The organism is Streptomyces diversicolor, assembly GCF_057537855.1.
Window position 1 is genome coordinate 301,654 of sequence record NZ_BAAJXA010000001.1, and the last position, 12,242, is coordinate 313,895.

Genomic DNA, 12,242 nt, shown 5'->3' on the forward strand with positions numbered 1-12,242 from the left:
TCTCTATGCCGGTTGTCTCTATGCCGGCGAGGCGCTACGCCGCCGAGGGGGAGTTCCGGCCGGCCCCCGAGGTCGCGCCGCGGTACCAGTACTCAAGGGTCAGCACATGCCACAGATGCTTGGAGAAGTCCCGGTGCCCGGCGGCGTCCTCGGCGACGAGCCGCGCCAGCGCGTCACGGCGCAGGAACCCGGAACGCACGAGCACACCGTCGTGCACCACCTCGCGCACCAGCGGTGCCAGATCCCGGCTCATCCAGGCGCGCAGCGGGGCGCTGAACAGGCCCTTGGGCCGGTACACGATCTCCTGGGGCAGGATCGAGCGGGCCGCTTCCTTGAGCACGGCCTTGCCCTGCCGTCCGACGATCTTGCGATCACCGGGCACGGCGAACGCCGCCTTGACCACCTCGACGTCCACATACGGCACCCGCACCTCGGTCGACGCGGCCATGCTCGACCGGTCCGTGTAGGCGAGGTTCAGGCCCGGCAGGAACATCCGGGCGTCACCCAGGCACATGCGGTTGACGAAGTCGTCCAGGTCGTTGTCCCGGTAGATGTCCGCATGCTCCGTCAGCACGTCCTCGACCGTCCCGGCCAGGTCAGGATCGACCAGGGCCAGCAACTCGTCCCGGTCGTACATGGTGTAGCTGCGCCGGAACGCGGTCTCCTCCGGCAGCTCGGCGAAGGACAGGAACCGCTTCGCGAAGCGCACCGACCGGTACCCCCGGCGGCGCGTCGCGACCGGCAGCCGGTCCACGGCCCCGGACAGGCCGCGCCGCAGGGGCCGCGGGACGCGCTGGTAGCGCAGCGCGATCACGTTGGCCAGGTGCTTGCGGTACCCGGCGAACAGCTCGTCGGCCCCCATCCCCGAGAGCATCACCTTGACCCCGGCATCCCGGGCGGCCGAGCAGATCAGAAACGTGTTGATCGCGGCGGGGTCGCCGATCGGCTCGTCCAGGTGGTACGTCATCCGCGGCAGCAGATCGAGGACCTGCGGGGCGATCTCGATCTCGTGCAGGTCGACGCCGAACCGCTCGGCCACCCGCCGGGCATGGCGCAGGTCGTCCGGCATCGCCTCGATGCGGGCGTCCTCGGCGCGGAACCCGATCGTGTAAGCGGAGATCCCGGGTCGGTCGCGGGCCGCCAGCGCGGTCAGATAGCTGGAGTCGAGCCCGCCGGACAGGAAGGTCGCCACGGGCACGTCGGAGAGCAGATGGCGCCGGGTCGACTCCTCGACGACGGCGGCCAGGTCCGGCTGCTCGCCGGCCCGGGCCCGCTCCCGGCCCTCGGCGGCGACGTCCTTCAGGTTCCAGAACCGGCCGCGCTCCACCCGGCCGTCCGGCCGGCACCGCAGCCAGCTGCCCGGCGGCAGCTTCTCCGCCTCACGGAACGCGCACCGGGTGTCCGGCACCCAGTAGTACAGCAGCGAGGCCACCAGCGCCGCATGGTCCACCTGGAGCGACCCGCCGGTCACGGCGGCGAGCGCCTTCAGCTCGGAGGCGAACACCAGGCCCTCGCCGCGCCGCAGCAGGAACAGCGGCTTGACGCCGAGCTGGTCGCGGGCGAGCACCAGGTCACCGGTGCGCTCGTCGAAGATCCCGAACGCGAACATGCCGCGCAGCCGGGGCAGACAGTCCGTGCCCCAGCGCCGCCAGGACTCCAGCAGCACCTCGGTGTCGGAGGTGCCGCGAAAACGCACCCCGGCGGCGGCCAGTTCGGCACGCAGCTCGGGCGCGTTGTACAGCTCGCCGTTGTACGTCAGGGCGAGGCCGCCGGAGACCATCGGCTGGGCGCCGGTGCCGGACAGGTCGATGATGGCCAGCCTGCGATGCCCGAGGTGCACCTCGCCGTCACCGACGGGGTGGCTGTAGCGGCCCGCCCCGTCCGGACCGCGGTGGGCGAGGGTGTCGGTGAGCCGGTCGGCGACGGCCTTCCCGTCCGGCCATCGGTATGTGCCCGCGATGCCACACATGTCCTACCGCGCCTCCTGGTCGCTGTCGGGGATCCGTGCCGCCCACGTCGGCAGCCGCTCCGTCTGCCGCCGGCCGTCCCCCACTGCCTGAACGGCGTGGGTGGTACCCCCACCGTTGTGCCGGGCCGTCCGCTCGCTCGGGCCGCGCAGCGCGGTGTGCAGCCCGTCCCACAGCGTGCCGTCGGTCCGGTCACGCGGATCGGGGTCGATCAGGACCACACCGATCACCGCGATGCGCTGGTCCGCGAGCTGCCGCGCCACGGTGTGCAGCCATGCGGCGCTGCCGTGCCCGGCACGCACGACGAGCACGGTCTGTGTGCCGAGGTACTTCAGGTCGGTCCACGCCGTACCGGGCGCCACCGAGCCGACGCCGAGCCGGCGCTCCTGGTGCGACACGGCCGCGGCACGCTCGCCGCTGACCACGGTGGGGTCGCCCGGTTTCGGGCGGCGGTTCGCGAGGTGCAGGCCGGGCAGCGCGTCGACGACGACCACCGGCCCGTTCGCCGCCAGTGCCCTGCCGAGGTCAAGGGCGATCACGCCCGTGCTGCGCGCACAGCCCAGTTCCAGCAGCGACAGCGGTTCCGCGGAGCCGCGCGCGGTGCGGGCCAGCGACGCGGTGAGCCGTTCGCGTGCCACCCGGGTCCGCCGGCGCTGCCCCGGCCTGCCCGATCCGCGGGGCAGTTCCGCGATGACGGAGGCGCCGAGGTTCGCCGCGATGTCCCGGCGCAGCACGGGGCGGTCCGCCACCACCGTGCCGACCGCGGCCACCGCGAGCCCGAGGACGAGCCCGAGGACGAGCCCGATCGCGGCGTTCGTGGCGGCGGTCCTGGGCAGGGAGTGCCGCACCGTGCGCGGCGCGTCCACGATCTGGGTGCCGGCGACGAGCCGGGGCGTGCCGACGCGTGCCTCCGCGGCGCGCTGGCCGAAATCGGCGATCCGCGAGGTGAGTTCGGCCCGGCGGGCGAACAGCGACTCCAGGTGCGCCGACGCCTCCGGCCCGCCCTGCGGTGATCCCTCTCCGATCGCCTTGTCGACCTGGGCGAGTTCGCCCTGCAACCGGTCACGTTCGTCGAGCAGGGCCTTGGCCTCGGCGTTCGCGGCTGCCCGTATCCGCCGCACATGGTCCGCGACGAACGCGTCGGCCAGCGCCTTGGCACGGGTCACCGCTTCCGTGTCGCTGTCACCGGTCACAGTGATCTGGAGCAGGTTGTTGGTCAAGCCGGTCCCCCCGTAGTCCCGCATGAAGTCCTCCGGTCTTTCCGGGGAGTGGAGCAAGCGCAGGGCGTCACCGGCGATCCGCGTGGTGTGCAGCAGCGCGACATCGGTGCGGATCAGCGTTCCGGGGTCGTTCGGCTGGTCCTCCTGATGCGCGACCAGCACCTTGGTCACCGCGGTCGGCGGCGGCGGCCGCAGGACCGCAAGCGCCGCGCCGACGAGCAGCCCCAGCAGCGCCATGGAGCACCACAGGCGGCGCCGCCTGCGCACCGCCACCACCAGCGCCTGCAGGTCGAGCAGCGGAGCGGCGGTGGACGACTGCGACGTCGTACTCGTCGTCACCCTGGGCTTCCCTTCGCGTCGTCGCCCACCGCGAGCACCGGCGCGGCGGCATGCCGGGGACGGCCGGCGGACCGCGTCGCACGGGCCAGGACCGGGCCGGCCAGGACGATGCCGACGACCTCGTGCTTGGCGTCCGCACACGCCTCGGCGATGCCGGCGAGTTCCGCCGCGGTCCAGCTGCCCGCGCTGAGCACGACCAGGGCACCGGACTCGTCGTCGCGGTCCGCCACCAGCGGCTGGGACACGCAGACCCCCACCACCCGCAGCAGCGGATCGCTTCCGGCCTCGGCGGCGAGCCGCCCGGCGGCCCGGCGGGCGATCTCGTCGCCGTCCGGGACGAGAACCAGCAGCCGCCGGGGGGCCGGCAGCCGGTCCCGAAGACGGGCGCACACCCGCCGGTAGCGGATCTGCCGGCCGGTCTCGTCGCCGGACGCCGGCGGGGTCGGTACGTCCCACCGGATGTCGGCGCCCAGCAGCCGGCGGATCCGGGCCCGCGGGCCACGGCCTTCCGCCCGGTGCCCGGGCCGTTCGTCGGGCACGTCGACGGTACCCAGCAGCGCCGAACCCAGCGCCGCGGCGATCTCCGGCGGGGTGCGCAGCCGGCGACTCATCCGCGCGGCGGCCAGCTGGCCGATGACCGCGAGCAGGAAGAACAGCAGCGCCCCGGCGACGATGAGCTGGATCCTCGTCGGCGGTGCCTCGCCGGCCGGCCGGGCCGCAGGACCCATGACGACCATGTGGGCCTTGCCGGCGGCCGGGTCCGCCTGGTCCAGCTTGTTGACGGCCTCCTGCAACGAGGTGCGCAGCTTCGCGAGTTCGGTGCGGGTCTGCACGCTCTCGACGGTCCGCCCCGGATCGGTCGCGTCGGCCAGTTCGGTGATACGGCGGCTGGTCCGCTCCACCATCTGCTGCAGCGCCGTGAGCTGTGCCGCCGACTCGGGGTCGGTGCCGTCGTCCACGATCCGCGCGGCGAATGTGACGAACTGCTGGGCCACCTCGTCGGCGAGTCGCTGTGCGCGCTCCGGGGTGCCGGCCGTGCCCGAGATCGTGATGATGTTCCCGTCGGCGGCCTTGGCACCGACCCGGTCCCTGAGGTCGCGGCCGTCGACCCCGGGCCAGTCGAGCGCGGCGGCCGCGCGGTCCACCACGGCCGAACTGGTCGCGATCTCCGACTGGGTCAGCAGCTCGCGCTCCTCCCACGCCCCCGGCAGCAGTACCGACGCCGACGTCGTGTAGCGCGGCGGAACCAGCACAGAGGTGCCGTAGCCGACGAGCGCGCCCAGCAGGGTGAGGATGGTGAGGAGCCGCCGGCGCCGACGGATCATCCGCCCGATCGTGACCAGGCGTATCGTGTCGTCGCTCAACGGCGCGGCCTCCGCCCTGCCCGGTCCGGGCCGCCCGCCGGCGCCGGGGCGCGGTCACGGCAGGCGGCGGCGTAGGCGGCGAGCAGCGACGCCTGCGAGTTCCGCCAGGACAGCGGCCCGCTGATCCGCTCCTGGCCGATCTTGCCCATCAGGTCCCGCTTCTCCGGATCGTCCAGCAGCAGCGCGATGAGCCCTGCGAACTCGGCCTCGTCGTCGGCGGACGCGTAGACGGCGGCGTCACCGGCGGAGACACGCGCCTCCCTCAGATCGAAGGAGACGACCGGCCGGCCCATCACCATGTACTCCAGGACCTTGTTCATGGTCGACACGTCGTTGAGCGGATTGCACGGGTCGGGGGAGAGGCACACGTCCGCGGTGGACAGGTAGCGCACCAGGTCGGCGTCCGCGATGCGCCCGGTGAACTGCACCTGCTCCGACAGCCCGAGCCGCCGGGACAGCTCCACCATCGCGTCGAAGGTGTCGCCGGCGCCGATGAACACCGCGTGCCAGTCGGTCCGTCCGAGGTCGTCGCGCAGCTTCGCGAGGGCCCGCAGGGCGTAGTCGACGCCGTCCTGCGGGCCCATGACGCCGAGGTAGCACAGCAGATGGGGCTTGCCGCGCTTCAGCTCAGGCTCGGGCAGTACGGGGTGGAACCGGTCGATGTCGGGCGCGCTGCGCACCACGAAGACGTCCGCGGGCCGCCGGCCGCCGCGGCGCACCGCGACGTCCCGGTAGCTCTCGTTCGTGGCGAGCACGACGTCAGCGGCCCGGTAGGTCAGCCGTTCCAGCGCGCACACGGCCCGGTAGAGCAGGTCCTCGCCGCGGCCGAACCGGGACAGGTACAGCTCGGGCACCAGGTCGTGCTGGTCGAAGACGAACCGGGCGCCGCGCCGCTTGAGCCACAGGGCCGGCAGGAACAGCAGGTCGGGCGGGTTGCAGGCGTGCACCACGTCGACCGGGCCGACCTTCCGGGCCAGCCGGAGGGTGTGCCAGAGCGCCGATCCGTACTCCCGCAGATATCCGGCCGGTCCTCCGGTGGCCGCGCGCAACGGGTAGCGGTGGATCCGCACCCCGTCGATCTCCGCCTCCGCCTCCGTGTCCCGCTTGCTGCCCCGGGGACAGATGACGTGCACCGTCCAGCCCGCATCGCGCAGCGTCGTGCACTCCTGCCACACCCGCCGGTCGAACGGCACCGACAGGTTCTCCACGAGGATCAGCGCGCGCCGGCCCGGCCGGTCGCCGCTCGACGTGTCACCAAGCAAGGCCCATGTACCCCGGTTCGGCCCGACGCGCTTCGGCGTCGGGAAGGCGGATGAGGTCGACTATCAGCGGGCCGTCGCCATGGGGCAGCGCCGACAGCACGTCCGGATCCCTGGTTCCGACCAGGCACACCTCGGCGTGCTCAAGCACCTCCTCGACGGAGTCCGCGAGCAGGTGCGCGAGGTGCGGCAGCCGGGTCTCGATGTACTCGCGGTTCGCGCCGAGCAGCCGGGACAGGCTGACGTTGGCGTCGTAGATCTTGAGGTCGTACCCCTTGCCGAAGAGTCTTTCCGCCAGCTCGACGAGCGGGCTCTCGCGGAGGTCGTCGGTGCCGGGTTTGAAGGACAGCCCGAACAGGCCCGCCCGGCGCTTGCCGGTGCGCTCGACCAGCTCCACCGCGCGCTGGAGATGGTCGGAGTTGGAGGGCAGCACATGGGCGAGGATGGGCACCGAGACATCGGCCCGCTGCGCGGCGTGGACCAGGCTGCGCAGGTCCTTGGGCAGGCAGGAGCCGCCGAAGGCGAAGCCGGGCCGCAGGTAGGCGGGGGAGATGTTCAGCTTGCGGTCGGCGAGGAACACGTCCATCACCTGGTGCGAGTCCACCCCGAGCGCCTGGCACACCGCGCCCAGTTCGTTCGCGAAGCCGATCTTGAGGCCGTGGAACGCGTTGTCCGCGTATTTGATCGCCTCGGCCGTCGGGACGGGCACCCGGAACACCTCGCCGGGCAAGCCGTCGTACAGCGCCGCCACCGCGTCGCCGCTTGCCTCATCGAGTTCGCCGATGACGGTCTTGGGCGGGTCGAAGAAGTCCCGCACGCTCGTGCCCTCGCGCAGGAACTCCGGGTTGACCGCGACCCCGATGTCCGCCCCGGCCGTGCCGCCGACGTACTTCTCCAGGATCGGTACCAGCAGGTTCAGGCAGGTGCCCGGGAGCATGGTGCTGCGGAACACGACGGTGTGCCGCCCGCCGCGCCCGGCGCGATCCGCCAGCGCGGCGCCGATCTGCTCGGTGACCCGCTCCAAGTACGTGGTGCACAGGCTGCCGTTGGCCTCGGACGGGGTGCCCACGCAGACCAGCGACATCTCGCTGTCCCTGATCGCCTCGCCGACGTCGCCGGTGGCGCGTAACGCTCCGGTCCGCACGACCTCGGCGACGAGCTCGCCGATCCGCTCCTCGACCACCGGGGCCTTGCCGTCGTTGACCAGGTCGACCTTCACCTGGTTCACGTCCACCCCGATGACCTCGTGACCCATGCCGGCCAGGCACGCGGCCGACACACAGCCCACGTAGCCGAGCCCGAACACGCTGATTCTCATGACTCGTTCCTCCCCCCGGGCAGGCCCCTGCGGCCTGCGGTCCGCGCGCCGGCCGGGCCGTCGAGTCGCCGGCTCCCGCGCATCAGTAGGCCCCCTGTCCGTGGAGCACCGCACGCAGCGTCTTCCACAAGATCACCGTGTCCAGGGCGAGCGACCAGTCCTCCACGTACCGCAGGTCCAGCCGGACCGCCTCCTCCCACGACAGGTCGCTGCGCCCGCTGATCTGCCACAGGCCGGTGAGTCCTGGCTTGACCAGCAGCCGCCGCCGGATGTCCGGGCCGTAGGCGGCGGATTCCTCCGGCAGCGGAGGCCGTGGACCGACGAGCGACATCGATCCGGTGAGCACATTGAAAAGCTGCGGGAGTTCATCGATCGAGTACCGGCGCAACACGGTTCCCACCCGGGTCACCCGCGGGTCCCGGCGGAGCTTGAACAGCAGGCCGGCGCCCTCGTTGCGGTCGGCCAGTTCGGCACGTGCCCCGTGCGCCCCGGCGACCATGGTGCGGAACTTGAACATGGTGAACTCGCGGCCGTCCTTGCCGACCCTGCGCTGGCGGTAGAACGCCCCGCCCCGGCTGTCCGCCAGCACGAGCAGCCCGACGAACACCATCAGCGGCGCGAACAGCACCAGCAGGAGCGCCGCGCCCAGCCGGTCGACGACCTCCTTGACCGCCCGGCGGCCCCCGGTGAAGGACGGCATGCTGACCCGCAGCAGCGGGATCCCGAGCACCGCGTCGACGTGCAGCCGCGGGCCGGCCACCTCCATCAGCACGGGGGCCACGATCATCTCGGCGTCGCTGCCTTCGAGGTTCCAGGCCAGCCGCTGGAGCCGGTCCGGTGACCAGTGCGGGTCCGGTGTGACCGCGACGACCCGGTAGCCGTCTCGGCGGACGTGACCCGCGACGTCCGCCAGCCGGCCGACGACCGGCACTCCGTCCAGTTGGTCGCCGTCGAGCCCGGCACCGCCCGTCGTGCACACCGCGTCCACCCGCCAGCCGAGGTGCGGGAACTTACGGGTCCGGGTGATCAGGTCGCGCACGGTGGCGGTGCTCCCGGCGGCGAGCACCGGTCGCAGGCATCGCCCTTCCTTGCGCTGTCTGTGCAGCCACAGGCGCAGCACATAGCGCGCGGTCATGGTGATGAGCGCGATCGCGGGGATCGCGACGAAGATCCAGAGCTTGATGTTGCGCGAGGTCAGGGCGATCCCGCCGAGTGCCAGTACGACGGTCGCCGCGAACAGTGAGCGTCCGAGCCGGCGGAATTCCTCGGCGCCCTGGCCGAGCACGGCCGGGGCCCACGACCGGCTCACCGCGAGCGCCCCCAGCACCAGCAGTTCGGTGCCGAATGCGAGAATCCCCCACTTCTCGTGCCAGTTGGCCGCGTCCCGGGCCCCGAAGAAGTTGCCGATCGCCGTCACCACGAAGGCGGTGGCCGCGGTGTCGCTGATGATCACGGTACGGCGGTACCGCTGCTCCCAGTCGATCGCGGGCCGGCCGATGTCCCCGTTCGCCAGTTGCCCGTGTGCCGACGGAAACGGGCTGACCAATCCCCCTTGCCGCACAGAACCCCCCAGGTCCGGTCCGCAGTGGTTCGACGTGTTCGCCTCGCACTGTTCTCCGCGCGGGAGGCCCCCGCCCCCCGTGCCGCGCTGTTCCTCCCCCCGGGAGGCCCCCGCCTCCCGTGCCGCGCTGTTCCTCCCCCGGGGCCCCCGCCCCCGCGCATGGCATCCCGGCTATGTCAGAGACAGGTGGACAACCCGCCCTGACGGCAGCGGACTTGCCGGTCCTGCCGGACTCCTGAGGTGCGCCGGAACCCGTCGCGGCCTCGGGTGCTCCCCGCACCCGGGACCCCCCTCGGGCCCCACGAATCGATCACCCCCACGTCCGGCGCCGGGGACACGACTGCCGGCCTTCCGCAGCACCGGACCTATAGATCATTAATGGTCGCCTCGTGTCCGAACAGCTGAAGCACGGTCAATCTAGACCATCGGGGCCGGTATGAAGAGAGGATGTGTGGAATTTGTGCGCAAGCTTTGAGACGGCCGGAGTCGCAACGGGCCTTCAGCGGAGCCCAGTTGGCGGGCGGCGTGGTGCCGCACCGCCGGTACCCGGCGGAATCCGGGTCCAGTGGCGGACCACCCCGCGACCCGGCGCGGACAGATGCTCCGCAGTGGCGATGACCGCAGACCGGGCGGTTTTGTGCGCTTGTGAAGCGCGCAAGCGCGGGCGTGATTCCCCGCAGCGACTCCGCCGTCACACGGCCCCCTGCTGTCCGCTTTATCCGGTTGTTGCCATGGCGTATCTCACGTCCGACTGGCGTCGTTCTGTGACGTAGCCGACTTCGATAAGTCGACTTGTTGATTTAGATTCCAGCAGCGCGTATGAGTGACGAGCACGTCAACCGGTGCCGAGGGGCTTCGCCCTGGAGAGGAGCCACCGTGGCAAGCATCCCCCCGCAGCGTGGCGGGTCCACGCGGTTGCGTGCGATCCAGGAGCCCGTCCCACGGCAGTACCGGTTCGTACACGGCCACCGCTGGGCCTTCCGCATGGCGGGCAGCGGTCCTGCCGTGCTGCTGATCCACGGCATCGGCGACTCGTCCGACACCTGGGCCGAACTGATTCCCGCGCTGGCCCGGCACCACACGGTCATCGCCCCGGACCTGCTGGGCCACGGCTGCTCCGACAAGCCGCGCGGCGACTACTCGGTCCCCGCGTACGCCAACGGCATGCGGGACCTGCTGGGCGTGCTGGACATCGACCGGGTGACGCTGGTCGGACACTCCCTCGGCGGCGGTGTGGCCATGCAGTTCGCCTACCAGTACCCGGGCCGCACCGAGCGGCTGGCGCTGGTGAGCACCGGCGGGGTGGGCCGCGGTGTCACCCCGGCGTTGCGCCTGGCCTCGCTGCCCGGGGCCCATCTCGGCCTGGCCCTGTTGCGGCTTCCGACGGTACGGGTGCAGACCGCCGTCGTGGTCCGGCTGCTGCGTCTGCTCGACACCGGGCTCGGCGTGGACGCGCCGGACCTGTTGCGCGTGGTGGACGCCCTGCCCGACTCGGCGTCCCGTGACGCGTTCATCCGCACGCTGCGCGCGGTGGTGGACTGGCGTGGTCAGGTGGTGTCCATGCTGGACCGCTGCTACCTCACCGCCGGCATGCCGACCCTGCTGGTCTGGGGCTCACGCGACCAGGTGGTGCCCGCCGGGCACGCCGGCGTGGCGCACGCGGCGATGCCCGGCAGCCGTCTGGAGATCTTCGAGGGCTCGGGGCACTTTCCGTTCCGTGCCGATCCGCAGCGTTTTCTGGCGGTGCTGGAGGACTTCATCGCCACGACGCAGCCGGTCAGCGGCAGCGCGGAGGAATGGCGGGAGCGGCTGCGCTCCGAGGGACGCCGGGCGCACTGACCCATGAGCGTGCGGCGAGCCGGTCCCGGCCGACGGGCTCCGCGACCCACCCGCGCGCAGCACGCCGTCAGTCGAACTCGCTGGGGTGGGGTGCCGGGGTCTTTCCGGCGAGTACGTCCTTCAGCCGCTGCGAACCCGCCCGCACGGCCGCCTCGGTGCTCGTGCGCTCGGCGCCCGAGAGTCCGCCGTTGATGACGGTGGCCCCGGAGGCGACCACCCTGAGCGCGGCGACATCCGTGGTGAGGGTGATCGGCTGCCCGTTGGCGGTGCCCTTCACCGTCACGGTGACACCCGCCCGGTCGTCGCCGGCGGCGGGCAGCGGGGCCGACACCACCTGGACGGTCCGCTTGCCGCCGTCGGACCCGGTCGCGGTGAACTGGCCGCACGTGCGCGGCAGGCTCCGGAACCAGTCCAGGGACTTCTTCACCGAGGCCTCGCCGTAGTCGCCGACCTGGTACAGCAGCCGGGCCCGCGGATCGGTGAACCCGGTGAGTGCCGAGGCGCCGGGCGCACGGCCCAGCAGGCTGTCGGAGTACAGGCCGTCGAGGAGCCGCTGGCAGTCGGCCGCGGCTGCCTTGCCCTTGAGGAACGCGGCGACGTCGACCTTGCCCATCAGCAGTCTGTCCCGCCAGGAGGCGGCGTCGTTCGCCTGCGTCCAGTCGTCCTCAAGGTCGGCCGCGGTGATCAGCGCGGCCTTCGCGCCCGCCCTGGTGAGCGCGGGGGTGGCGGACGGGCTCGGGGACCGCCCGGGGTCGGCCGCGGCTTGCGAGGACCGCTCGACGGCGGGGGAGGCGGGCACCGTGTCCAAGGCCCCGTCGGCGTCGGAGCAGGCACCGGCGGCCAGCAGCGACCCGGCGGCCAGGGCCGAGGCGAGAACACGCGCGGGACGGTACGGACGGTTCATCGGGGCTGCCTCCTCGCGACGCGGTACGTCCCTCCACGCCACCACCGAGCAGTCCGGCCGACCAGTGTGACCGGACCGTTCGGGTGAACCGGCGGGACCCGACCTGGAAGCGGGTGTGCCGCGTCCTCCCGGGTGTGCCGCGCCCTTCCCGGTGTGCCTACGTCCTCCTCCCGGCTGTGCCGCGCGGCGGGGGGTGTCCCAGGGGTGGACGCCCTCTTGACGTGCCTGTGGGCGCGGATCGACACTCCAGAAGGGAATCCTAGTGAAAAGGTAGGGAAACGATGGGGCGCCGTGGGACGAGCACCGGCCGTGGCCGCCGAGCGCCGTCGCTGCCCCTGCTGACCTCCCGCCGGCACATCGACCTGCTGCGGGTCTGCAGCGCGATCAGCCTCCCGGGCTGACCGTCCGCGCTCCCGGCCGACCGGGGCCCCTCGCACCCACCGACCGACGACGCTTTGGCCGCGCACACCC

Annotated in this window: 9 protein-coding genes; 2 read left to right on the forward strand and 7 right to left on the reverse strand. The window is 72.5% G+C overall.

Features of this window, described 5'->3' with window-relative positions; all coding sequences use genetic code 11:
* Positions 1 to 34: 34 nt before the first annotated feature.
* The 6 genes from asnB to AC27LF_RS01260 form a co-directional block, all read right to left on the reverse strand.
* On the reverse strand, positions 35 to 1,969 hold the full coding sequence (gene asnB / locus AC27LF_RS01235; protein ID WP_479657908.1) for an asparagine synthase (glutamine-hydrolyzing): 1,935 nt from the start codon (positions 1,967 to 1,969) through the stop codon (positions 35 to 37).
* A 3-nt stretch (positions 1,970 to 1,972) separates the two neighbouring features.
* Positions 1,973 to 3,526, reverse strand: coding sequence for a Wzz/FepE/Etk N-terminal domain-containing protein (locus AC27LF_RS01240; protein ID WP_479657907.1), 1,554 nt, complete (start codon positions 3,524 to 3,526; stop codon positions 1,973 to 1,975).
* On the reverse strand, positions 3,523 to 4,890 hold the full coding sequence (locus tag AC27LF_RS01245; protein ID WP_479657906.1) for a Wzz/FepE/Etk N-terminal domain-containing protein: 1,368 nt from the start codon (positions 4,888 to 4,890) through the stop codon (positions 3,523 to 3,525). The genes AC27LF_RS01240 and AC27LF_RS01245 overlap by 4 nt, the downstream gene beginning before the upstream one ends.
* On the reverse strand, positions 4,887 to 6,152 hold the full coding sequence (locus AC27LF_RS01250) for a glycosyltransferase family 4 protein (RefSeq protein ID WP_479657905.1): 1,266 nt from the start codon (positions 6,150 to 6,152) through the stop codon (positions 4,887 to 4,889). Before AC27LF_RS01250 ends, AC27LF_RS01245 begins: the two co-directional genes overlap by 4 nt.
* A complete protein-coding gene (locus AC27LF_RS01255; protein ID WP_479657904.1) occupies positions 6,142 to 7,467 on the reverse strand; it encodes a nucleotide sugar dehydrogenase in 1,326 nt (441 codons plus the stop codon). The genes AC27LF_RS01250 and AC27LF_RS01255 overlap by 11 nt, the downstream gene beginning before the upstream one ends.
* Before the next feature lie 82 nt (positions 7,468 to 7,549).
* Positions 7,550 to 9,028, reverse strand: a complete 1,479-nt coding sequence (locus AC27LF_RS01260) for a sugar transferase (RefSeq protein WP_479657903.1) — start codon at positions 9,026 to 9,028, stop codon at positions 7,550 to 7,552.
* Positions 9,029 to 9,943: 915 nt separating this feature from the next.
* On the opposite strand from AC27LF_RS01260, the gene AC27LF_RS01265 reads away from it, so the two are divergent.
* Positions 9,944 to 10,867: an alpha/beta fold hydrolase gene (locus AC27LF_RS01265; protein ID WP_479658008.1), complete on the forward strand. Its 924-nt coding sequence runs from the start codon at positions 9,944 to 9,946 to the stop codon at positions 10,865 to 10,867.
* Between the two features lie 67 nt (positions 10,868 to 10,934).
* Here the strand turns inward: AC27LF_RS01265 and AC27LF_RS01270 are convergent, their stop codons facing one another.
* A complete protein-coding gene (locus AC27LF_RS01270) occupies positions 10,935 to 11,771 on the reverse strand; it encodes a hypothetical protein (RefSeq protein WP_479657902.1) in 837 nt (278 codons plus the stop codon).
* 281 nt (positions 11,772 to 12,052) lie between these two features.
* Between AC27LF_RS01270 and AC27LF_RS01275 the strand changes: the two genes are divergently transcribed.
* Entirely contained in the window at positions 12,053 to 12,172 is a 120-nt protein-coding gene (locus AC27LF_RS01275; RefSeq protein ID WP_479657901.1) for a putative leader peptide, read from the forward strand.
* Positions 12,173 to 12,242 lie beyond the last annotated feature (70 nt).

Bases quoted from the DNA above. Each gene is read 5' to 3' on its own strand.
- asnB (WP_479657908.1), bottom strand. From the start codon at position 1,969: ATGTGTGGCATCGCGGGCACATACCGATGGCCGGACGGGAAGGCCGTC.
- AC27LF_RS01255 (WP_479657904.1), bottom strand. From the start codon at position 7,467: ATGAGAATCAGCGTGTTCGGGCTCGGCTACGTGGGCTGTGTGTCGGCC.
- AC27LF_RS01270 (WP_479657902.1), bottom strand. From the start codon at position 11,771: ATGAACCGTCCGTACCGTCCCGCGCGTGTTCTCGCCTCGGCCCTGGCC.
- AC27LF_RS01275 (WP_479657901.1), top strand. From the start codon at position 12,053: ATGGGGCGCCGTGGGACGAGCACCGGCCGTGGCCGCCGAGCGCCGTCG.